This is a genomic window from Streptomyces sp. NBC_01294 (assembly GCF_035917235.1).
Lineage (GTDB): Bacteria > Actinomycetota > Actinomycetes > Streptomycetales > Streptomycetaceae > Streptomyces > Streptomyces caledonius.
On record NZ_CP108423.1, the window covers coordinates 4,056,696 to 4,078,068 of the forward strand.

Consider the following 21,373-nt stretch of genomic DNA (forward strand, 5'->3'; position numbering starts at 1 on the left):
TGTCCACAGCCTGTGCACAGTGTGGGGCCACGTCGACTCGGTTTGACCGGATGGCGTAGCCGCGCGTACCGTAACGAGGTCGAGTTGTCGATGGCTGCTGCCGCCTGCCTACCGATGGGCGAAGGTCACTCTTAGTGATCATTTAGCGGTGCCACTCGGGCGAACACGCGAGTTTCCTCGTGGGCGCACGGTGACAGCCAGGCGATGTCCCGCCACAACGATTCATTCTCTGGAGCCCCCGAGTGAGCAAGCGCACCTTCCAGCCGAACAACCGCCGTCGTGCCAAGACCCACGGCTTCCGTCTCCGGATGCGTACCCGTGCCGGTCGCGCGATCCTCGCGAACCGTCGTGGCAAGGGCCGCGCCGCCCTTTCCGCGTAACAACACGCAGGTCGTGACGTTGTGCTGTCTCCCGAAAATCGGCTGAGGCGGCGTGAAGACTTCGCGAGCGCGGTACGCCGAGGTCGTCGGGCTGGTCGCCCGCTCCTCGTCGTCCATCTACGTACAAGCGGTGCAACGGACCCGCACGAGTCGGGGGAGATCGATCCCTCGACGCGTGCGGGTTTCGTCGTCAGCAAGGCTGTCGGCAACGCCGTCATACGTAACCGGGTGAAGCGCCGTCTGCGGCATCTGGTCCGCGAGCGGCTCTCGCAGCTGCCCGCCGGTAGCCTGGTGGTGGTACGTGCGTTGCCCGGAGCGGGTGATGCCGGCCCCGACGAACTGGCCCGGGACCTGGATGCCGCTCTGGTGCGGCTCCTGGGAGGCGTCGCTCGATGAAGTACCCGCTGCTCGCTTTGATCAAGCTGTACCAGTGGACGATCAGTCCGCTGCTCGGGCCGGTGTGCCGCTACTACCCGTCGTGTTCGCACTACGGGTACACGGCCATCGACCGGCATGGTGCGGTGAAGGGGACGGCCCTGACCGCCTGGCGGATCCTGCGGTGCAATCCGTGGTCCCCGGGTGGCGTGGACCACGTCCCACCCCGTAAACGCCCGCGTTGGCACGAGCAGCTGCGCAGTGCGTTGCGTAGATCTCGCAATGCTCAAGGAGCCTGATTAGTGGACACGATCGCCGGTCTGTTCAGCTTTATCACCACACCCGTCTCGTGGATCATCGTCCAGTTCCACTCGCTGTACGGTGCGCTCTTCGGGGCGGACAGCGGGTGGGCCTGGGGCCTGTCCATCGTGTCCCTGGTGATCTTGATCCGTATCTGCCTGATCCCGCTCTTCGTGAAGCAGATCAAGGCGACGCGGGGCATGCAGGCGCTCCAGCCGAAGATGAAGGCGATCCAGGAGCGCTACAAGAACGACAAGCAGCGCCAGTCCGAAGAGATGATGAAGCTCTACAAGGAGACGGGCACCAACCCGCTCTCCTCGTGCCTTCCCATCTTGGCGCAGTCACCGTTCTTCTTCGCGCTGTACCACGTGCTGGCGAACATCGCCGATGGCAAGACCATCGGCGTGATGGACCAGCAGCTGGTCGACAGCGCCCGTGAGGCCAAGATCTTCGGTGCGCCGATCGCCGCCAAGTTCATGGACAGCTCGGAGAAGGTCGCGGCCCTGGGGGCCACGCTGACCGACGTCCGGATCGTGACCGCGGTCATGATCATCATGATGTCGCTGTCGCAGTTCTACACCCAGCGTCAGCTGATGCAGAAGAACGTCGACCTGTCGGTCAAGACGCCCTTCATGCAGCAGCAGAAGATGCTGATGTACATCTTCCCGGTGATCTTCGCGGTCATGGGTATCAACTTCCCCGTCGGTGTCCTCGTCTACTGGCTGACCACCAACGTCTGGACCATGGGTCAGCAGATGTACGTGATCAACCAGAACCCGACGCCGGGCAGCAAGGCGCAGGACCAGTACCTGTCCCGCCTGCTGAAGCACGTCGGCTCGCACGGTGAGCTCAAGGGCCGGGGCAAGAAGAAGGTCGTCGCGGCGATCGTCGCCAAGGGGCCGGACCGCAACGACAACGAGCGCAAGTTCATCACGGCGCTGACGAAGCAGGGCATGGCCGCCCAGCCGGACGGCTCCGTGATCAAGAGTCCCGAGGCCACGGCAGACTCGGATGCGGCGAGCGGCGGTGCCGCGAAGCGGCAGCAGCCGAAGCGGCAGTCGAAGTCGCAGCGTCAGACGCCCAGCAAGCCCTCTCCCAAGAAGTAAGAAGGAGTCCCTCCCGTGACGGAAGGCACCACCACCGCCGCCGCTGAGAGTGGCGACACCCTGACCCGCCTCGAGCAGGAGGGTGAGATCGCGGCCGACTACCTCGAGGGTCTGCTGGACATCGCCGACCTGGACGGCGACATCGACATGGACGTCGAGGCCGACCGGGCCGCGGTGTCGATCGTCAGTGACTCCGCCGGCCGCGACCTGCAGAAGCTCGTGGGCCGCGACGGTGAGGTTCTGGAGGCTCTGCAGGAGCTGACCCGCCTCGCCGTGCACCGGGAGACCGGGGACCGCAGCCGGCTGATGCTGGACATCGCCGGGTTCCGCGCGAAGAAGCGCGAGGAGCTGGCGGCGCTCGGCGCCCAGGCCGCGGCGGACGTCAAGGCGTCCGGCGAGCCGATGAAGCTGGCTCCGATGACCCCGTTCGAGCGGAAGGTCGTCCACGACGCCGTGGCGGCCGCCGGTCTGCGGAGCGAGTCCGAGGGCGAGGAGCCGCAGCGCTTCGTCGTCGTGCTCCCGGCCTGACCGCCGGCACGCCTACGCGGCCCCGTCTGTATCGCAGACGGGGCCGATGTTTGTCAGCCTGGCATGTGAACGACGCGGCATCTTCGAGACGTGGTTTTCAGAACCATGCTGTACGGAAGGACGGTCCCCGTGACGGAGGCAGCTGAGCTTCCCCCGGCGCCTGAAGAGGCGCGCGCGGTGTTCGGTGAGTTTTTCCCGGAAGCTGTGCGGTATGCGGAGCTGCTGGCGGACGCGGGAGTCAAGCGGGGCCTGATCGGGCCGCGTGAGGTGCCGCGCCTGTGGGAGCGGCACCTGCTGAACTGCGCTGTGCTGTCGGAAGTGGTGCCCCAGGGCGTCACCGTGTGCGACGTGGGTTCGGGTGCGGGTCTGCCCGGCATTCCGCTGGCTCTGGTGCGACGGGATCTCAAGATCACGCTGCTTGAACCGCTGCTGCGGCGGACGACCTTCCTTCAGGAGGCCGTGGAGCTGCTGGGCCTGGACCACGTCACGGTGATGCGCGGGCGGGCCGAGGAGGTCCTCGGCAAGCTGCAGCCGGTGCACGTGGTGACGGCGCGCGCGGTGGCTCCGCTGGACCGGCTGGCCGGCTGGGGCGTGCCCCTGCTGCGTCCGTACGGCGAGATGCTGGCGCTCAAGGGCGACACCGCCGAAGAGGAGCTGGTGTCGGCGAAGACGGCGCTGGCGAAGCTGGGTGTGGTGAAGACCTCGGTGCTGCAGGTGGGCGAGGGTCTGGTGGACCCGTTGTCGACGGTGGTTCGGGTCGAAGTCGGAGAGAGCCCCGGTGGGGTGAGGTTCGCGGCCAAGCGGGCTAAGGCGGCCCGGGTGAGTCGCACCCGTCGGCGCCGTTGATCTTCTGAAGCATGGGCTTCGCGTGGAGATTTCGTCTGCGTTGGGCCCTATAGGTATGGATTTCGGAGTGTCGTAGCGGCCTGAAGACTCCGTCCGGGCATCGTGTTTCACGTGAAACGTCGCTCTCTGCTGCACGGAATCATCAGCCGCGGTCGTGCGGCTGCGTCCCCCCTCCACCGCAAGGACGCAAGGGGGACGGAGTTGTCCACATCGGTGGATTCATCCACAGGAGTACGGGCCCCGCTGGTTCGCGACCCGGGTGACATGGCAGGCTCTGTTCATCGCGAGCCTGATGTCGAGGAGAGTGACACCGTGCGGTCCGACGCCAACCTCGCGGGGCCGATGGCCGATCCGGTCCCCGGTCCCCGCTCTGAATCGGCGGGTGAGGATGTTTCACGTGAAACATTTCCTCCGCCCCTTGTAGACAACGACGACACCCCCATCGGCCGAGCCGCCCAGCTGGCGGTCGAGGCGCTGGGGCGCGCCGGTGAGAGGCTGCCCCGGCCGCAGCAGACCCGGATCATGGTGGTCGCCAACCAGAAGGGCGGCGTGGGCAAGACCACGACGACCGTGAACCTGGCGGCCTCGCTGGCGCTGCACGGGGCACGGGTCCTGGTGGTCGACCTCGACCCGCAGGGCAACGCGTCCACGGCTCTGGGCATCGACCACCACGCCGATGTGCCGTCCATCTACGACGTGCTCGTGGACAGCCGGCCGCTGCTGGAGGTTGTCCAGCCGGTGGTGGACGTGGAGGGGCTCTTCTGCGCTCCGGCCACGATCGACCTGGCGGGTGCGGAGATCGAGCTGGTGTCGCTCGTGGCGCGGGAGAGCCGCCTGCAGCGGGCGATCCAGGCGTACGACCAGCCTCTCGACTACATTCTGATCGACTGTCCTCCCTCGCTCGGGCTGCTGACGGTGAACGCGCTGGTCGCCGGCGCGGAGGTGCTGATCCCGATCCAGTGCGAGTACTACGCGCTGGAGGGCCTGGGTCAGCTGCTGCGCAATGTCGATCTGGTGCGAGCCCACCTCAACCCGACGCTTCATGTGTCGACCATCCTGCTGACGATGTACGACGGCAGGACCCGGCTGGCGTCGCAGGTGGCGGAGGAGGTGCGCAGCCACTTCGGCAAGGAGGTGCTGCGCACGAGCATCCCCCGTTCGGTGCGCATCTCCGAGGCGCCGAGCTACGGGCAGACGGTGCTCACGTATGACCCGGGTTCCAGTGGTTCCCTCTCCTATCTGGAGGCGGCGCGAGAGATCGCGTTTCGGGGGGTCGGAATGCAGTACGAGGCCCGGCACGCCCATCTGGGGCCGGGCATGAACAGCACGCAGAATGTGGCGGAGGGGATCCAGTGAGTGAGCGACGTAGAGGCCTGGGGCGGGGGCTCGGTGCGCTGATCCCCGCGGCTCCGCAGGAGAAGACGCCGCCGGTGATCAATGCCGGTTCGACGTCTCCGTCGGTCGTGCCGGTCATGACGTCCGAGCGCGGGGTCGCGGCGGCGAAGCTGGCTTCGCTGACGCAGGCCGATGTTTCACGTGAAACATCGCTCGCGGTCGTCCCGGTGGACGAGGCGGAACCGGCGGCGGTCGAGGCCAATGGAGTGACGGGAGCGACGTTCGCGGAGCTTCCCATGGACGCGATCACGCCGAACCCGCGGCAGCCGCGTGAGGTGTTCGACGAGGACGCGCTCGCCGAGCTGGTCACCTCCATCCAGGAGGTGGGTCTGCTCCAGCCGGTGGTCGTGCGCCAGTCGGCCCCCGGCCGCTATGAGCTGATCATGGGTGAGCGCCGCTGGCGTGCCTGCCGGGAAGCCGGGCTCGCGGCCATTCCGGCGATCATCCGGGCGACGGACGACGAGAAGCTTCTCCTGGACGCGCTGCTGGAGAACCTGCACCGGGCCCAGCTGAACCCGCTGGAAGAGGCCGCGGCCTACGACCAGCTGCTGCAGGACTTCAACTGCACGCACGACCAGCTGGCCGACCGGATCGGGCGTTCGCGTCCCCAGGTGTCGAACACGCTGCGTCTGCTGAAGCTGTCGCCGTCGGTGCAGCGCCGGGTGGCCGCAGGCGTGCTGTCGGCGGGCCACGCGCGGGCGCTGCTCTCGGTGGACGACTCCGAGGAGCAGGACCGGCTGGCACATCGGATCGTGGCCGAGGGGCTGTCGGTGCGTGCGGTCGAGGAGATCGTGACGCTGATGGCCTCGGAGCCCTCGAGCGCGGTCAAGCCGAAGGGTCCCCGCGCGGGCACCCGGGTGGCCCCGGCGCTGAGTGAGCTGGCGACGCGGCTGTCGGACCGCTTCGAGACGCGGGTGAAGGTGGATCTGGGCCAGAAGAAGGGCAAGATCACCGTTGAATTCGCCTCGATGGAGGACCTGGAGCGCATTCTGGGGACGCTGGCGCCGGGCGAGGGCCGGGTGCTGGAACAGGGTCTTTCCGGGGAGTGATCCCCGGGCCGCCGAGGGGCGGATCGTACTGGTGCGAACCGGTGCGGTCCGCCCCTTCGCTTTGCTGTCGAAGAACGATCGACCAGTGGATACGATGCGGACATGGGTCGTCGGCTGGTACCGCTCACGCTGGACAACCTCCAGGACTTGCCCCGTCGTTGCCGGTCCTGTGTGTTCTGGGAACTGGATCCGGTCAGTGGCGAGGCCGCCGTGAAGGCGGGCAACGCGGCACTGGAGAAAGAGGCGTGGATTTCCGCTGTGCTGCTGGAGTGGGGATCCTGCGGCCGGGTGGTCTATGTGGACGAGGTCCCGGTGGGGTTCGTCCTGTACGCGCCGCCGGCGTACGTTCCGCGGGCCACGTCGTTTCCGACCAGTCCGGTCTCGCCGGACGCGGTGCAGCTGATCACCGCGTGGATCATGCCGGGATATCAGGGGCAGGGCCTGGGGCGGGTCATGGTCCAGACGGTGGCGAAGGATCTGCTGCGGCGCGGGTTCCGGGCGATCGAGGCATTCGGGGATGCGCGCTGGGACGGCCCGGCGTGCCTGCTGCCGGCGGACCATCTCTTGGCGGTGGGCTTCAAGACCGTACGGCCGCATCCGGCGCATCCGCGGTTGCGGCTGGAGCTCAGGTCGACGCTGTCCTGGAAGGAAGACGTGGAGCTGGCGCTGGACCGCCTGCTGGGCGCGGCGCGCAAGGAGCCGGTGTTGCGTCCGCTGTGAGCGGATGCGCGAAACGGGGCCGCCCCCGGGGAGGGGACGGCCCCGTTTCACGTGAAACGGCGGTTGCCGTCAGGCGGTCTTGACCTGGACGAAGTCGGAGAGGTCGCGCAGGATGGCGGCCTTCGGCTTCGCACCGACGATGGTCTTGGCGACCTCGCCGCCCTGGTACACGTTCAGGGTCGGGATGGACATGACGCCGTACTTGGCGGCAGTGGCCGGGTTCTCGTCGATGTTCAGCTTGACGATCTCGATCTGGTCGCCGTACTCGGCGGCGATCGCCTCGAGGGACGGCGCGATCTGGCGGCACGGTCCGCACCAGGCGGCCCAGAAGTCCACCAGTACGGGCTTGTCGCTGCTGAGGACCTCGGCGTCGAAATCAGCGTCGGTCACATTCTTGAGGGTGCCGGCCACAACGGCCTCCTTCTTCTTCCTGCGGGGTGTGGGGTGGGGACGGGTGCGGGGGTCGGACCGGTCAGACCGTCGCGTGGGCCTTCTCGGCGTCCGCGAGGGCGGAGAGGAAGCGCTCGGCGTCCAGGGCGGCGGAGCAACCGGTGCCCGCGGCCGTGATGGCCTGACGGTACGTGTGGTCCACCACGTCGCCGGCGCCGAACACGCCGGTGACGCTGGTCCGGGTGGTGGGGGCCTCGACCTTGAGGTAACCCTCTTCGTCGAGGTCCAGCTGGTCCTTGAACAGCTCGGTGCGCGGGTCGTGGCCGACGGCGATGAACAGGCCGGTCACGGGCAGCGGCGAGGTCTCGCCGGTCTTGGTGTTGCGCAGGGTGAGGCCGGAGAGCTTCTGCTCGCCGTGGATCTCGGCGACCTCGCTGTCCCAGGCGAAGCTGATCTTCGGGTCGGCGAAGGCGCGGTTCTGCATCGCCTTGGAGGCGCGCAGGCTGTCACGGCGGTGGACGATCGTGACGGACTTGGCGAACCGGGAGAGGAAGGTGGCCTCCTCGATCGCGGTGTCGCCGCCGCCGATGACGGCGATGTCGTGGTCCTTGAAGAAGAACCCGTCGCAGGTGGCGCACCAGGAGACACCGCGGCCGGAGAGCGCGTCCTCGTTGGGCAGGCCGAGCTTGCGGTGCTGCGAGCCGGTGGTGACGATGACGGCCTTCGCACGGTGCACGGTGCCGGCGGTGTCGGTGACGGTCTTGATCTCACCGGTCAGGTCCACGGACACGATGTCGTCCGGGACCAACTCGGCGCCGAAACGCTCGGCCTGGCCACGCATCTGGTCCATGAGGTCCGGGCCCATGATGCCGTCCTGGAACCCCGGGAAGTTCTCCACCTCGGTGGTGTTCATCAGGGCGCCACCCGCGGTGACGGCACCTTCGAAGACCAGCGGCTTGAGCGAAGCGCGTGCGGTGTACAGGGCGGCGGTGTAGCCGGCCGGCCCGGATCCGATGATGATCACGTTTCGGACGTCGCTCACGGGTTTCTTCCTCGTCTCTGCGGACTGCGTGCTGCCTACCGGGGGCCGGTGCGGACTCTCACCCCACCCAACGGATCCTACGGCGCATGCATTCCCCTTCCGCCCCGTGCGGGGCGGAACGTCTCAGCTTCGGGGATAGGTGTGCGTCAGCAGGACCTTTCCGGGGGTGGCCGATCCGGTGCTCTCGCACGTGGTGTCGACGAGGTAGGCGTCCACACGCGAGGAGTCGCCCGGGTGCGGCAGGACGAGCAGGTACACGGCAGTGCCCTGGTAGCTGCCGCGCTCGGAGGCGAGCGGGGTGTCGGGGCGGCCGGTGGCCTCCTGGACGCAGGCGGGGACGGTCGGCGCCGCCCGCTTGTCGCCGGGGGCGACCCCGGAGCCGGGGGCGGTGTTCTCCACCCCGTAGGTGGTGTTCTGCTCCCCCGGGGCGGTGTTGGCTGCCGCGCCGGTGGCGATGAGCTGCCGGACGCTGTTCTGGAGGCCCTGAGCGGTGTACTGGGCGCCTCCGGCGGTGCCGATGGGCGGCTGGGCCGCGGAGTCCGAGGCCTCGCCGCTGGTGGCGGTGTCCCGGGCCGTGGTGCCGGAGAAGTCGCCGAAGAGGAAGAGACCGAGGGCGCAGGCGGCGGCTCCGGCCAGGCCGCCGAGGACGGCGATCCGGCGGCGGGCGCGGCGCCGCCCGGGTCCGGTTGGGCCACTCGGGTGACCGGCGGGCGATGTTTCACGTGAAACATCGCGGTCGGCCGGGCGCGGCCGGGAGGGCGTGGCTGCCTCGGCCCGGGGCTGGGTGGCGTCGAGCAGGGCCTCGGCGGCGAGGGCCGCGTCGATGCGGCCGGCGATGTCGCCGGGCATCCGGGCCGGCCCCGGCAGGGTGCCGAGGAGGGAGCGGATCTCCTCCAGGGAGGCGCGGACGTCGGCGCACAGGGCGCAGTCGCCGAGGTGGCGCCGGACTTCGGCGGTGCGGGACGGAGAGAGGAGTCCTTCGGTCAGGTCGGAGATCTCCGAGACGTCCGGGTGCCGGATCGTGCCGGTCGTACCGGGCCTGCCAGTCGCCGGGCTCATGGTCGTCCACCTCCGCCCTTCACAGCGTCTGGGTCTGAGTGCGTGGGTTCTGCCGCTGGTGGGACGGGTGTCCCCGGCGTCCGGTTCCTTCCCCGCTCGGTGGCGCTGTTATCCCCGGCATTCGTGCGCAGATGAGTGAGGAGCGGGACGAGTTTCGCCCGGCCGCGTGCGCAGCGGCTCTTCACGGTGCCGGTGGGGACGTCGAGGAGGCGGGCGGCCTCGGCGACGGGGTATCCCTGCATGTCGACGAGGACGAGGGCGGCCCGCTGGTCGACCGGGAGGGTGCTGAGAGCGGCCAGGAGCTGGCGGTGGAGGTCCTGGCGCTCCGCGGGGGCCTCGGCGGACTCGTGGGGCTCCAGGAGCCGCTCCAGGCGGTCCGTGTCGTCGAGGGGCGCGGTCCTGCGGGAGGCCGCCTTGCGGGCACGGTCGAGGCAGGCGTTGACGGTGATGCGGTGCAGCCAGGTGGTGACGGCGGATTCCCCGCGGAAGGTGTGGGCGGCCCGGTAGGCGGAGACCAGGGCGTCCTGCACGGCGTCGGCGGCCTCCTCGCGGTCGCCGAGCGTCCGCAACGCCACGGCCCACAGTCGATCCCGGTGCCGCCGCACGATCTCCCCGAACGCCTCGGGGTCACCGGCCACGTGCAGCGCCAGCAGTTGCCGGTCGCTGTCGCCTTCCGTGGTTTCTTCTCGCATCACACCCTGCTTCCTCCCCGGATGGAGACTAGGTGCGTCGGCCGGGCGCGTAAAGAATCACGCGGCCCGGCCGCAGAGCGGGTGGCGCGCAGCCGGGGCGGGCGTGCTCAGGACTGCGTGCCGAGCACGTTGATTTCGTTGATTCCACCCCGGTAGCCGCCCGTGCCGTCCTCCGGAAGCTCGCTGATGTGGATGAGCAGATAGCGGGTGCGGATGGGGGCGTCGAGCGTGCGCTGAACCTTGTGTCCGGTGCGCTCCAGCTTGGTGATCACCTGAGTGAAGTCGGGGATGGAGCCGGGGGAAGAGGCCTCCGGGGCCGCCGCCCGGACCTCGGCGGTCTGCCCGGGCACGTGCATGTCTATGTCGATCTCGGACACGTCCTGCACCGTGCCCAGGTCGACGATGATCCCGCTGCCGTCGTTGTCCTGCTCCAGGTTTCCGAACTTGGCGTAGTTCACGTACCGGGGGGTGTACCAGGCGGTGTCGGCCTTGCCGTCGATGGTCTTGTGCGCCAGCTCGGGCTTGACCGAGTTCCCGAGGACGGAGACGTCTCGGATCTTCAGGGGCTTGCCCGGCTCGGGTGTCTTCGGGGCGTCGTCGGAGTCGGTCGTCTGTGAGTTGCTGCCGCTGGTGCCCGATCCGCCCTTGCGGTGGTCGAGGAGGGTGTCGGCGAGCTGCCAGCTGCCCAGGCCGAGAGCCGCGATCAGGAGGGCGGCCACGCCCCACTTGAGGACCTTGCCGGTTCGGCTCTGCAGCGGGGCCGGCGGAGGCGCGATCGGCATGCTCTGGACGGAGGTCACGCCCGAGTGCCCCGGACGACCGTAGGTGCCCTGCTGGTAGGTGGTGTGCTGGTACTCCGGCGGGGCCGTGAAGGCGGGCTCCGGGGGCCGGATGCGGGGCATCGCGGCCACGGCCTTGGCCAGCTCGTCGGGGGTGGTGAAAGCGGGTTCCTGACGGGAGGCGGTGGCCCCGTCGTTGGCGAGTGCGCGCATGGCGAGTTCGCCCAGGCCCCGGTGGACGCCGGCGCGGACCTGGTCGGGGGCGATCAGGCCCACGCCCTTGGGCAGGCCGGTGAGACCGTACGCGTCGTTCTCGTACGGCCAGCGCTGGGTGAGCGCGGCATACAGGAGGGCGCCGATGGCCTCGGTGTCGGCGCGCTGCGGGGTCTCGGTGGTGATGCCGCGCAGGGCGGCGTTCACGGCGAGGCCGCGGATGCGGTACTGGCCCGTGGAGGTGCGCAGTATCGCGCTGGGTGTCAGACGCAGATGGGAGAGGCCTTCGCGGTGGGCGGCGGCCATCGCCTGGGAGATCTGGGTGACGAGCTGGTAGGCCTCGTGGGCCTCCAGGGGTCCCGCGGCGAGGAGTGCGGTGAGCTCGGTGGCGTCGGGCAGCCACTCGTGGACGACGTAGACGAGGTCGTTCTCCTCCACGGCGTCGAGCACCTGGACGAACCGGGGGTCGCCGAGGAGGGCCGAGGAGCGCGCGGCGGCCAGCACGGAGCGTGCCCGCGCGTGGTCGGCGGGCATCAAGTGGACTCCCACGGCCCGGCGCAGCTTCTCGTCCATGGCGCGCCAGCTGCTGAATCCGTCCACACGGGTGACGCACTCTTCCAGCCGGTAGCGTCTGGCGAGCTTGTGGCCGCTGTGGAGTTCGGGTGCGGCCGTGGGGGCCGGGTTCGTGCGTTCGCCGTCCTTGTCGGGCATGGGTCCGTCCGCGGCTCGTCCGTTCTGGGTGTCCACCCCGTCGGACGTGGCCTGTGCCGCCTGAGCGGCCAGCGGCTCATCGCCGCTGTTGTCGGCCACGTCGACGGCAGCCGTGCTACGTTCCGCCACCGTCGTTCCTGCCTCCCCATCCGTTGCGCGCTGTAGGCCAGTCTGCGAAGCCATGCCAATTGTGCCCACAGTCCGACGCTATGCACGACACACGAAAGGGGGCGACGGTTGTGCGCATCAGCGCCCCAAACGTCCGCGGACCATTCCGACCATCGCGTTGAGCTCTTCGATCCGCATGCGCTTGGCGGCGATGAGGAACACCGCCGCCAGCGCGATGCCGCCGGCGAGGAGGGCGGTGGCGGAGCCGAGAACTCCGCTGCCCAGCCACTGCGTAACCCCGTAGGCGGCGGCGCCGGCCACCGCGGCGGCCGGGACACAGGCGCCGGTGAGGCGGGCGTAGGTGCGCATCACGTGGGCGCCGTCCAGGTCGCCGCCGAGGCGGGTGCGCAGGCGGCGCCAGGCGATGCCCACGCCCACCGCGTAGCCGAGGCCGTAGGCGGCCGCCATGCCGACCACCGCCCACCGGGCGGGGAGCAGGAAGAAGGAGGCCGCTGAGCCCGCGGCGTTGACGGCCGCGACAATGACGGTGTTGTAGAACGGCGTCCGGGTGTCCTCGTAGGCGTAGAAGCCGCGCAGGACGACGTACTGGACGGAGTACGGGATCAGTCCCAGGCCGAAGGCCATCAGGACGTAGCCGATGTTCTGGGCGCCGGCGCCCGAACCGGCGTACAGCAGGGTGGCCATGGGGACGCCGAGCGCGAGGAACGCGAAGGCGCAGGGCACGATCGCGACGGCCGAGGTACGCAGTCCGTAGGAGATGTCGTCGCGGACCGCGGCGGCGTCCCCGTCGTGGGCGGAGCGGGAGATGCGGGGCAGGACCGCCGTCATGACGGACACGGTGATGATCGCCTGCGGCATCTGCCACAGCAGCAGCGCGTAGTTGTAGGCGGTGATGCCGGTACCGGGGTGGCCCTGCTTCTCGGCGACGGATCCGGCCCAGGTCGCGAGCTGGGTGACGACGACCAGGCCGACCTGGTTGGCGAGGACGAAGAAGAACGTCCACTTGGCCAGGCGGGCGGCCTTGCCGAGGCCGTGGCCCTTCCAGTCGAAGCGCAGGCGCGGCTTGAAGCCCGCGTCGCGCAGGTAGGGCAGCATCGCGAGGGCCTGGACGGTGAGGCCGAGCAGGGTGCCCAGGCCCAGCAGGCGCACGCCGTCGGCGGTGACGGTGGCGGCGTTGACGCCGGAGGTGGTGAAGCCGCCGAAGGCCCAGATGAAGGCGCCGAAGGTGGCGATGACGACGATGTTGTTGAGGACCGGGGTCCACATCATCGCCCCGAAGCGGCCGCGGGCGTTGAGGATCTGACCGAGGACCACGTGGATGCCCATGAAGAACATCGTGGGCAGGCAGTAGCGGGCGAAGGCGACCGCGACGTCCATCTGCTGGGGATCGGAGGCGATCTTCGGCGACATCATCGTGATGAAGACCGGTGCGGCCAGGACACAGATGGTGGTGATGCCGGCCAGCAGGACCACGACGAGGGTCAGCAGCCGGTTGGCGTACGCCTCTCCCCCGTCGCTGTCGTTCTTCATGGCCCGGACCAGCTGCGGGATGAAGACGGCGTTGAGGGCGCCGCCGCCGACCAGCACGTAGATCATCGTGGGCAGGGTGTTGGCGATCTGGTACGTGTCGTTGAAGGTGCCGACGCCGATGGCACCGGCGATGACCAGGGTCCGCAGGAAGCCGGTGATGCGGGAGACGATCGTGCCGGCGGCCATGAGCGCGCTGGACTTGAGGAGACCGGCGGCGCGTCCGGCGGGCTTGCTCGGTGCCGGGGCGGCGACCGGGGCCTCCTCGGCCGGGGTGCGGGGCGCCGCCTCCTGGTCCCGGTAGAGGTGCGCGAAGGCGTCGGGTTCGGCCTGGTCGTCCGATGCCTGCGTGACGAGGGAGTCCACGCCGACGAACTGGGTGGTGGTGGCGTGGTCGCCGTACGGCAGGTGGCGGGACGGGCCGTCCGGCTCGGGCGGCGGGGTCTGGGCCCAGACGCGCGGGTCGGGGGAGTACGAGGGCGCGGTCGGCGCCGCGTAGAGCGGGCCGGGCTCCTGGTAGGTGCCGGGCGGCGGCGGGGGGTGTGAGGCCCGGTCGTAGAGGACCTCGGCGACGGGGTCCTGGGCGGACAGGTCCTGGGACCGGTACGGGTCGTAGTCGTAGGCATCCTGGACATACGGGTCGCGGTCCGGCGCGGGCGCAGGCACGGGACCCTGCCCGGGCACCGGGGTGCCCGGGGCAGTGCCCTGGGAGGGCGCAGGCCCACCAGTGCCCTGCGCGCGGTCACCGTCGTACGGCGCGTTCATCGAAACCCCACCTCATCGTCCCCAGGCCGACCGGCCACGGCATCGCTCAACGGTCCACTGTCTCACTCGTGCCGGACCCGTCGGTGCTTTGCACTCCGGTGTCCGGGGACTCGTCACTCTGCTGCGTGCTCTCCTCGGCGGCCGCGCGGGCCGCGACGCGCTTGCGGCTGGCGTACATCTTGATGCCCGCCAGGACCAGGAGGAGCACACCGCCTGCGATGACGAGCATGACGGTGGGGGTGATCTCGGTGGCCTCGACGGTGAAGGTGCGGGCCTTGCCGTAGGGGACGCCGTCCTTGGTGAAGAGCTGCGCGGTGACCTCGACGGGGCCGCTCGCGGTGGCGTTGGCGGTGAACTTGACCGTCTGGGTGTGGTCGCCCTGGACGGTGACCTGCTGTTCGGCCTGGCCGCTCTTGCCGAACATCAGGCGGGTCGGGTTGGCGGACTTCACCCGCAGGACGAGGTCGTGGACGTCCTGGACGAGGCTGTTCTGGACGCTGACCGGGATGGTGGCGCTGTGTCCGGACAGGGTGGCGTCGGACTTGGGGACGACCTTGACCTTCTCGGTCAGACCGATCAGGTAGTCCTGCACCTGGTCCCGGTAGAGGCGGGCCTCATCGGGGCGTCCGCGCCAGGACGTGGACATCTCCCGGTTGATGGTGTTGCCGAAGGGGATCTCCACGCGCTCGGGCGCGGCGAGGATGACCTTGAAGTGGTCGAGGGTGTTCTGCGTGGTGCGGATCTTCTCGAAGGCCGACACCGGAAGCTCCTGCTTGCGCAGGTCCTCGGGGTACTGGCCGGCCCCGGGCACCTGCGTGGCGGCCCGGGGGTCGGGCTTGGCGGCGGCCGCGGCCTCGAGGTCCGCGGGCTGCGTCCAGCGGCCCGCCTGGAGCCCGCGTACGGCGGCGGCCATGGTCTGCACCTGGCTGGTGGTGGGCATCCGCTGCGGGGTGACGACGAAGCTGCGCTGCTCGTCGGTCTTCTGCAGGTTCAGGGCGAGGCTGTGGGCGAGGAACCGCTGCACGGCGAGGGTGGAGTTGCCGGCGTTCAGCATGTCGCCCTCGAAGGCGGTGGACAGCTCTGCGTCCGCCACGACGGCGGTGGTGCCCGCGCCGATGGGCCGGGCGGCCGAGGGCGTGTAGCCGAGCGCTCCGCTCTCCATGAGGCTGTCGCTGCGGGTGAGGACGTTGTGGGCGCCGGCCGAGGTGGCGACGTTGACGATCGAGGGATCGATGGCGCCGTTCACGGGCCAGGAGAAGTCGGTGGACGCGGGGACGTGCAGGACCGTCTCGACGGCCTGCTTCGCCTTGTCGGTGGCGGGACGCAGCTGGCCCAGGGTGCCCGAGACGTCCTTGCCGTGGTGGGCGAGAGAGGCGAGATCGGGGTCGGCGAAGGGCAGGGCGACGACCTTCTTGCCCTGCACGGCGGCTTCCAGTGAACTCAGCCACTGCTCGGCGACGGCCTTCTTCTTCCCCTGGACGGACTTTCCGCCCGGGGTGCGGACCCGGTAGCCCTTGGTCATCGCGTCGACCGTGTAGAGCAGGTCGGGGTCGATGACCCAGGTGACCGGCAGGTCCTTGCCGAGCGTGACCATCTGCTCCAGGCGACCGCCCGGCCCGAGCTCCTCGGCGAGGGAATCGTCGAGGAAGACGGGGGTCTGGAGCTCGTCGGAGCCCGTCTCCGCCGTGACGCGCGTGGTGGAGATCAGCGGCCAGGCGTAGGTGAGCTGGGAGCGCTTGGCGGCCGCCTCCGGCTGCCACGGCAGGAAGGTCCGCTCGATGCCCAGGACCTGTTCCGACGGGCGGCTCTCGGTCACCCCGGACAGGGAGACGCCGAGCTGGTAGACGCCGTCCTTGTCCAGTTCGAGCTTGTTCACCGGGATCGTGAGCGTGAAGGGCTGGCTGACCTTCGACGGCAGGGAAGCGATCTTGACCGCATGGGCCGGGTCGATCTCGCCCGGGTCGGTGCCGGCGCGGAAGCCGTTGCGCTCCGCCGCCTCGTCGATGGAGGCCCGGTCCACGAGTGCGGGCCCGACCCGCAGGCCGACGTGCGCCTCGGTGATCGTCTCGGGGCCGGTGTTGACCACGGTGCCCTGGATGGTGAGGGTGTCGCCCTTGACCGGGGCAGTGGGCGCCAGGGAGACCAGCTGGACGTCGACGGAGGAGGCCTGCGTGGCCTCGGCCTTCGTGGCGGGAGAGTAGATCAGCCCGGCGAGCACGGGCGTCCCGGCGAGCAGCACGATCGCGCGCCGCAGCCAGCGGCGCCGGACAGGAGCGGGGGACGCCCCCTGGATGTCTGCCGCCTCGGCCACGCGCTAGCCCGTCCCTCGAAGTGTCAGTGGTCGTCTTTTGTGCGTCCACGCATGGTAACGAGGCCCGCTGTGTGCGAGTGCCGCGCCTTGCTCCACATGATCGGCTCAGAGCCGGTGCGGACGGCCAACGGGGCCGCCGCAAAACGGGTCGGTCCCCGGCGGGCGGGGCACGTACCCTTTTCAGTTGTGTCGAACGCAACCGAAGACAACCCCAGTGCCCTGAGTCAGGTGCAGCTCCGCGCGGTCAGTGAACTGCTGCGGGTCGCTCCTGTCGCCGACGAACTCGGCCGCCGATTCCAGGAGGCGGGCTTCCGCCTCGCCCTGGTCGGCGGGTCCGTCCGCGACGCGCTGCTGGGGCGTCTCGGAAACGACCTCGACTTCACCACCGACGCACGACCCGAGGACGTTCTGAAGATCGTCCGGCCGTGGGCCGACTCGGTGTGGGACGTCGGCATCGCCTTCGGCACCGTCGGGGCGCAGAAGAGCGCCCGCGTCGGCGACGCGGTACGGAACTTCCAGATCGAGGTGACGACGTACCGCTCGGAGGCGTACGACCGCACGTCGCGCAAGCCCGAGGTCTCCTACGGCGACTCGATCGACGAGGACCTGGTCCGGCGCGACTTCACGGTCAACGCGATGGCCCTGGCCCTGCCCGAGCAGGAGTTCATCGACCCCCACGGCGGCCTGGAGGACCTGGCCGCCGGCGTACTGCGCACTCCCGGAACCCCGGAGGACTCCTTCTCCGACGATCCGCTGCGCATGCTGCGCGCGGCGCGGTTCGCCGCGCAGCTGGACTTCGAGGTCGCCCCGGAGGTCGTGGCGGCCATGAAGGCGATGTCCGACCGCATCGAGATCGTTTCGGCGGAACGGATCCAGGGGGAACTGAACAAGCTGATCCTTTCCGCCAACCCGCGCCAGGGTCTGGGACTGCTGGTGGACACCGGGCTGGCCGACCAGGTGCTCCCGGAGCTGCCCGCGCTGCGGCTGGAGAGTGACGAACACCACCGGCACAAGGACGTCTACGACCACTCGCTGATCGTGCTGGAGCAGGCGATCGCGCTGGAAGAGGACGGCCCGGACCTGGTGCTGCGGCTCGCGGCCCTGCTGCACGACATCGGCAAGCCCCGCACCCGCCGCTTCGAGAGCGACGGCCGGGTCTCCTTCCACCACCACGAGGTGGTGGGCGCGAAGATGACCAAGAAGCGGCTCACCGCTTTGAAGTACTCCAACGACATGATCAAGGACGTGTCCCGGCTGGTGGAGCTGCATCTGCGCTTCCACGGATACGGCGACGGGGAGTGGACGGACTCCGCGGTGCGGCGCTACGTCCGTGACGCCGGTCCGCTGCTGGAGCGCCTGCACAAGCTGACCCGGTCCGACTGCACCACGCGCAACAAGCGCAAGGCCAATGCCCTCTCCCGTACCTACGACGGGCTCGAGGAGCGCATCGGGCAGCTGCAGCAGCAGGAGGAGCTGGACGCGATCCGGCCCGACCTGGACGGCAACGAGATCATGCAGGTGCTGGACGTCGGTCCGGGTCCGGTGATCGGCAAGGCCTACGCCTTCCTGCTGGAGATGCGGCTGGAGAACGGCCCGATGGGGCGTGACGCCGCCGTCGCCGCGCTCAAAGAGTGGTGGGCCTCGCAGGCCTGACGTACGCATGCGGGGTCGATGTTTCACGTGAAACATCGACCCCGCATGCGATCACGGGCGATGTTTCACGTGAAACATCGCCCGCCCGTGCCGCGACAGCAGGACCGCTGTCGCGGCGTAGAGGGCGGCCACACCGACGACGAGGATCACGGACTGCCCGTCGGCGGGGAGCATGAGGGAGGCGACCGCCGCGGCGCCGACGAAGGCCACGTTGAAGAGCACGTCGTAGACGGAGAAGACGCGGCCGCGGTAGTCGTCGTCCACCCGGAACTGCACTTCGGTATCGGTGGCGATCTTGGCGCCCTGGGTGGCGAGGCCGAGTACGAACGCGGCGACCAGCATCGGTCCGGGGGTGAAGGGCAGGCCGAGGGCGGGGACCAGGACCGCGGCCCCTGCGGAGCAGGCGGTGATCCAGCCGAGGGTGCCCAGCCGGCCCACGAGCCAGGGGGTCACGACGGCGGCCGCGAAGAAGCCGGCCCCGGAGGCGCCGACCGCCACGCCCAGCAGGGCCAGCCCGTCGGCCTCGTTGTCCGACCAGGAGTAGCGGCAGAGCATCAGCAGCATGACGAACAGGGCCCCGTAGCAGAACCGCATCATGGTCATCGCGGTGAGCGCCCGGGCCGCCTCGCGCCGGTGGGCGAGGTGTCTGAGCCCTTCGGCCATGCCCCGCACCGTGAGCGCGACTCCTTCCGCGAGCGAGGGGTGGGCCCTGCCGGCGGGGTGATCGGGCCCGAGGAGCCCGATGGCCAGGCGCAGGGAGACGAGGGCCGCACAGAGGTACAGCCCGGCCCCGAGCAGGACGACGAGGGCGTTGGAGCCGGAGGCCAGCAGCCGGACGAGGAAGGCCAGCCCGCCCCCGGCGACCGCCGCGAGGGTTCCGGCGGTGGGGGAGAGCGCGTTCGCGGTGACGAGCTGATCGGGTCCGACGACGTGGGGCAGCGAGGCGGCGAGCCCGGCCAGCACGAAGCGGTTGACGGCGGTCACGGACAGGGCTGATGCGTAGAACAGCCAGTCGGGGACCTGCGCGACGATCAGCATCCCGGTGACACAGGCGAGGAAGGCCCGCAGCAGGTTGCCGTAGAGGAAGACCTGACGCCGGCGCCAGCGGTCGAGCAGTACGCCGGCGAAGGGGCCGATGGCCGAGTAGGGCAGGAGCAGAACCGCCATGGCGGACGCGATCGCCGCCGGCGAGGTCTGTTTCTCCGGGGAGAAGATGACGTAGGTGGCGAGTGCGACCTGGTACACACCGTCCGCCGCCTGGGAGAGCAGCCGTACGGCGAGCAGGTTGCGGAAGTCCCTCAGGCGCAGGAGTACGCGCAGATCACGTACGACAGGCATGAGGGAAAGGGTCACATACGCGGAGGGTCCCCGGGCACATTGCCCGGGGACCCTCCGCGGAAGAACAGTCGAAGTCCAGGTGTCCACAGGACCCTTGGGGGTTCGACTAGCGCTCGACCTCACCCTTGATGAACTTCTCGACGTTGGCGTAGGCCTCGTCGTCGAAGTACTGCACCGGCGGGGACTTCATGAAGTAGCTCGACGCCGACAGGATCGGGCCGCCGATACCGCGGTCCTTGGCGATCTTCGCGGCGCGCAGGGCGTCGATGATGACACCGGCGGAGTTCGGGGAGTCCCACACCTCGAGCTTGTACTCGAGGTTCAGCGGGACATCGCCGAAGGCGCGACCCTCGAGGCGGACGTAGGCCCACTTGCGGTCGTCGAGCCACGCGACGTAGTCGGACGGGCCGATGTGGACGTTCTTCTCGCCGAGCTCACGGTCGGGGATCTGCGAGGTGACGGCCTGCGTCTTGGAGATCTTCTTCGACTCGAGGCGGTCGCGCTCGAGCATGTTCTTGAAGTCCATGTTGCCGCCGACGTTGAGCTGCATGGTGCGCTCAAGACGGACACCGCGGTCCTCGAACAGCTTCGCCATCACGCGGTGCGTGATGGTGGCGCCGACCTGCGACTTGATGTCGTCGCCGACGATCGGGACACCGGCCTCGGTGAACTTGTCCGCCCACTCCTTGGTGCCGGCGATGAAGACCGGGAGGGCGTTGACGAAGGCGACCTTGGCGTCGATGGCGCACTGGGCGTAGAACTTCGCCGCTGCCTCGGAACCGACGGGGAGGTAGCAGATCAGAACATCGACCTCGCGGTCCTTGAGGACCTGGACGATGTCGACCGGAGTCTCGGCGGACTCCTCGATCGTCATGCGGTAGTACTTGCCCAGACCGTCCAGGGTGTGGCCGCGCTGGACGGTCACCCCGGTGTTCGGGACGTCGCAGATCTTGATGGTGTTGTTCTCGCTGGCGCCGATGGCGTCCGAAAGGTCGAGGCCGACCTTCTTCGCGTCGACGTCGAACGCGGCGACGAACTCGATGTCACGCACGTGGTAGTCGCCGAACTGGACGTGCATCAGACCGGGGACCTTGGCCGCCGGGTCGGCGTCCTTGTAGTACTCGACGCCCTGCACCAGCGAGGCGGCGCAGTTGCCTACGCCGACGATGGCTACGCGAACCGAACCCATTCCGGTTGCTCCCTGTTTGTTCTCGGACGAGGTCTGCGAGATGCAGGCCTCATTTTTCAGTTTCGTCGGACGGACCGGATCGTCTCCGATCCCGTCCCGCCCGCTCACTCTCGATGAGCTCGTTCAGCCAGCGCACTTCGCGCTCCACGGACTCCATGCCGTGCCGCTGCAGCTCAAGCGTGTAGTCGTCGAGGCGCTCCCGTGTCCGGGCGAGTGAGGCGCGCATCTTCTCCAGGCGCTCCTCCAGCCGGCTGCGGCGGCCCTCCAGTACCCGCATGCGCACGTCTCGTTCGGTCTGGCCGAAGAAGGCGAAGCGGGCGGCGAAGGACTCGTCCTCCCAGGTGTCGGGGCCCGTGTGGGAGAGGAGCTCCTCGAAGTGCTCCTTACCCGCGGCCGTCAACCGGTAGACGATCTTGGCGCGGCGCCCTGCGAGTGAAGCGGCGAGAGCGTCCTCCGGAGCGTTGCCCGGTTCTTCGATCAACCAGCCGTTGGCGACCAGCGTCTTGAGGCAGGGGTAGAGCGTCCCGTAGCTGAAGGCCCTGAACACCCCCAGTGAGGTGTTGAGCCGCTTGCGCAGCTCGTAGCCGTGCATGGGGGATTCGCGCAGCAGGCCGAGGACGGCGAACTCGAGGATGCCTGAGCGTCTGCTCATCCGCCCGCCTCTCCTCCGCCCCTGAGTCTTTATACCGAGCTGATGTATCGACTCGATACATCCAGACGATAGAACGGGCCGCCCTGATCGACAAGTGGGGACGTGGTGACCGGCATCACATCACCAATTCGCAGGAGGCGGGTTGCCTGATTTGGGGTGAACTTCGGCACTGGGCTGGTTTTGCGCGTGCGTAGTCTGTGGGCCAGTACACCGGGGGAACCGGA

Annotated in this window: 20 protein-coding genes; 10 read left to right on the forward strand and 10 right to left on the reverse strand. The window is 69.3% G+C overall.

Annotation, left to right across the window (positions count from 1 at the left end; translation table 11 throughout):
- Positions 1 to 242 precede the first annotated feature (242 nt).
- From rpmH to OG534_RS18375, 9 genes are all read left to right on the forward strand, one after another.
- The gene (gene rpmH / locus OG534_RS18335) at positions 243 to 380 is read left to right on the forward strand and encodes a 50S ribosomal protein L34 (RefSeq protein WP_008741645.1); all 138 of its coding nucleotides are present in this window, start codon (positions 243 to 245) and stop codon (positions 378 to 380) included.
- Positions 381 to 401: 21 nt separating this feature from the next.
- Entirely contained in the window at positions 402 to 776 is a 375-nt protein-coding gene (rnpA, locus tag OG534_RS18340) for a ribonuclease P protein component (protein ID WP_094744568.1), read from the forward strand.
- Positions 773 to 1,054, forward strand: coding sequence for a membrane protein insertion efficiency factor YidD (gene yidD, locus OG534_RS18345; protein WP_076043740.1), 282 nt, complete (start codon positions 773 to 775; stop codon positions 1,052 to 1,054). The genes rnpA and yidD overlap by 4 nt, the downstream gene beginning before the upstream one ends.
- Before the next feature lie 3 nt (positions 1,055 to 1,057).
- Positions 1,058 to 2,161 carry a membrane protein insertase YidC gene (gene yidC / locus OG534_RS18350; protein WP_326589131.1) on the forward strand — a complete coding sequence of 368 codons (1,104 nt, stop codon included), beginning with the start codon at positions 1,058 to 1,060 and terminating at the stop codon, positions 2,159 to 2,161.
- A gap of 15 nt (positions 2,162 to 2,176) precedes the next feature.
- Positions 2,177 to 2,689 (forward strand): Jag family protein, encoded by a 513-nt coding sequence (locus OG534_RS18355; RefSeq protein WP_326589132.1) that lies wholly within the window; start codon positions 2,177 to 2,179, stop codon positions 2,687 to 2,689.
- 105 nt (positions 2,690 to 2,794) lie between these two features.
- A complete protein-coding gene (gene rsmG, locus OG534_RS18360) occupies positions 2,795 to 3,535 on the forward strand; it encodes a 16S rRNA (guanine(527)-N(7))-methyltransferase RsmG (RefSeq protein ID WP_326589133.1) in 741 nt (246 codons plus the stop codon).
- 264 nt (positions 3,536 to 3,799) lie between these two features.
- Positions 3,800 to 4,891: a ParA family protein gene (locus tag OG534_RS18365; RefSeq protein ID WP_326589134.1), complete on the forward strand. Its 1,092-nt coding sequence runs from the start codon at positions 3,800 to 3,802 to the stop codon at positions 4,889 to 4,891.
- Positions 4,888 to 5,979 (forward strand): ParB/RepB/Spo0J family partition protein, encoded by a 1,092-nt coding sequence (locus OG534_RS18370; protein ID WP_326589135.1) that lies wholly within the window; start codon positions 4,888 to 4,890, stop codon positions 5,977 to 5,979. The genes OG534_RS18365 and OG534_RS18370 overlap by 4 nt, the downstream gene beginning before the upstream one ends.
- A 102-nt stretch (positions 5,980 to 6,081) precedes the next feature.
- The gene (locus OG534_RS18375) at positions 6,082 to 6,699 is read left to right on the forward strand and encodes a GNAT family N-acetyltransferase (protein WP_326589136.1); all 618 of its coding nucleotides are present in this window, start codon (positions 6,082 to 6,084) and stop codon (positions 6,697 to 6,699) included.
- 69 nt (positions 6,700 to 6,768) lie between these two features.
- Here OG534_RS18375 and trxA read toward each other — a convergent pair whose 3' ends face one another.
- From trxA to OG534_RS18410, 7 genes are all read right to left on the reverse strand, one after another.
- Entirely contained in the window at positions 6,769 to 7,110 is a 342-nt protein-coding gene (gene trxA, locus OG534_RS18380) for a thioredoxin (RefSeq protein ID WP_326589137.1), read from the reverse strand.
- Positions 7,111 to 7,171: 61 nt separating this feature from the next.
- Entirely contained in the window at positions 7,172 to 8,131 is a 960-nt protein-coding gene (gene trxB / locus OG534_RS18385; protein ID WP_326589138.1) for a thioredoxin-disulfide reductase, read from the reverse strand.
- Positions 8,132 to 8,254: 123 nt separating this feature from the next.
- Complete coding sequence (locus tag OG534_RS18390; protein ID WP_326589139.1) at positions 8,255 to 9,190, reverse strand: hypothetical protein; 936 nt, start codon at positions 9,188 to 9,190, stop codon at positions 8,255 to 8,257.
- Positions 9,187 to 9,882 carry an RNA polymerase sigma factor SigM gene (gene sigM, locus OG534_RS18395; RefSeq protein ID WP_326593693.1) on the reverse strand — a complete coding sequence of 232 codons (696 nt, stop codon included), beginning with the start codon at positions 9,880 to 9,882 and terminating at the stop codon, positions 9,187 to 9,189. Before sigM ends, OG534_RS18390 begins: the two co-directional genes overlap by 4 nt.
- Before the next feature lie 107 nt (positions 9,883 to 9,989).
- Positions 9,990 to 11,714: a protein kinase family protein gene (locus OG534_RS18400; RefSeq protein WP_326589140.1), complete on the reverse strand. Its 1,725-nt coding sequence runs from the start codon at positions 11,712 to 11,714 to the stop codon at positions 9,990 to 9,992.
- A gap of 117 nt (positions 11,715 to 11,831) precedes the next feature.
- A complete protein-coding gene (murJ, locus tag OG534_RS18405) occupies positions 11,832 to 14,006 on the reverse strand; it encodes a murein biosynthesis integral membrane protein MurJ (protein ID WP_326589141.1) in 2,175 nt (724 codons plus the stop codon).
- A 46-nt stretch (positions 14,007 to 14,052) separates the two neighbouring features.
- Positions 14,053 to 16,317 (reverse strand): DUF6049 family protein, encoded by a 2,265-nt coding sequence (locus OG534_RS18410; protein WP_326589142.1) that lies wholly within the window; start codon positions 16,315 to 16,317, stop codon positions 14,053 to 14,055.
- Between the two features lie 186 nt (positions 16,318 to 16,503).
- On the opposite strand from OG534_RS18410, the gene OG534_RS18415 reads away from it, so the two are divergent.
- Entirely contained in the window at positions 16,504 to 17,970 is a 1,467-nt protein-coding gene (locus OG534_RS18415) for a CCA tRNA nucleotidyltransferase (protein ID WP_326589143.1), read from the forward strand.
- Between the two features lie 51 nt (positions 17,971 to 18,021).
- Here OG534_RS18415 and OG534_RS18420 read toward each other — a convergent pair whose 3' ends face one another.
- From OG534_RS18420 to OG534_RS18430, 3 genes are all read right to left on the reverse strand, one after another.
- Positions 18,022 to 19,308: an MFS transporter gene (locus tag OG534_RS18420; protein WP_326589144.1), complete on the reverse strand. Its 1,287-nt coding sequence runs from the start codon at positions 19,306 to 19,308 to the stop codon at positions 18,022 to 18,024.
- Positions 19,309 to 19,414: 106 nt separating this feature from the next.
- Positions 19,415 to 20,497: an inositol-3-phosphate synthase gene (locus OG534_RS18425; RefSeq protein ID WP_326589145.1), complete on the reverse strand. Its 1,083-nt coding sequence runs from the start codon at positions 20,495 to 20,497 to the stop codon at positions 19,415 to 19,417.
- Positions 20,498 to 20,546: 49 nt separating this feature from the next.
- Entirely contained in the window at positions 20,547 to 21,149 is a 603-nt protein-coding gene (locus OG534_RS18430) for a PadR family transcriptional regulator (RefSeq protein WP_326589146.1), read from the reverse strand.
- Positions 21,150 to 21,373 lie beyond the last annotated feature (224 nt).

Coding starts and splice junctions, on each gene's coding strand:
- sigM (WP_326593693.1), bottom strand. CDS start 9,882: ATGCGAGAAGAAACCACGGAAGGCGACAGCGACCGGCAACTGCTGGCG.
- OG534_RS18425 (WP_326589145.1), bottom strand. CDS start 20,497: ATGGGTTCGGTTCGCGTAGCCATCGTCGGCGTAGGCAACTGCGCCGCC.
- OG534_RS18420 (WP_326589144.1), bottom strand. CDS start 19,308: ATGCCTGTCGTACGTGATCTGCGCGTACTCCTGCGCCTGAGGGACTTC.
- OG534_RS18375 (WP_326589136.1), top strand. CDS start 6,082: ATGGGTCGTCGGCTGGTACCGCTCACGCTGGACAACCTCCAGGACTTG.
- murJ (WP_326589141.1), bottom strand. CDS start 14,006: ATGAACGCGCCGTACGACGGTGACCGCGCGCAGGGCACTGGTGGGCCT.
- yidD (WP_076043740.1), top strand. CDS start 773: ATGAAGTACCCGCTGCTCGCTTTGATCAAGCTGTACCAGTGGACGATC.
- rsmG (WP_326589133.1), top strand. CDS start 2,795: ATGCTGTACGGAAGGACGGTCCCCGTGACGGAGGCAGCTGAGCTTCCC.
- OG534_RS18390 (WP_326589139.1), bottom strand. CDS start 9,190: ATGAGCCCGGCGACTGGCAGGCCCGGTACGACCGGCACGATCCGGCAC.
- OG534_RS18365 (WP_326589134.1), top strand. CDS start 3,800: ATGGCAGGCTCTGTTCATCGCGAGCCTGATGTCGAGGAGAGTGACACC.
- OG534_RS18430 (WP_326589146.1), bottom strand. CDS start 21,149: ATGAGCAGACGCTCAGGCATCCTCGAGTTCGCCGTCCTCGGCCTGCTG.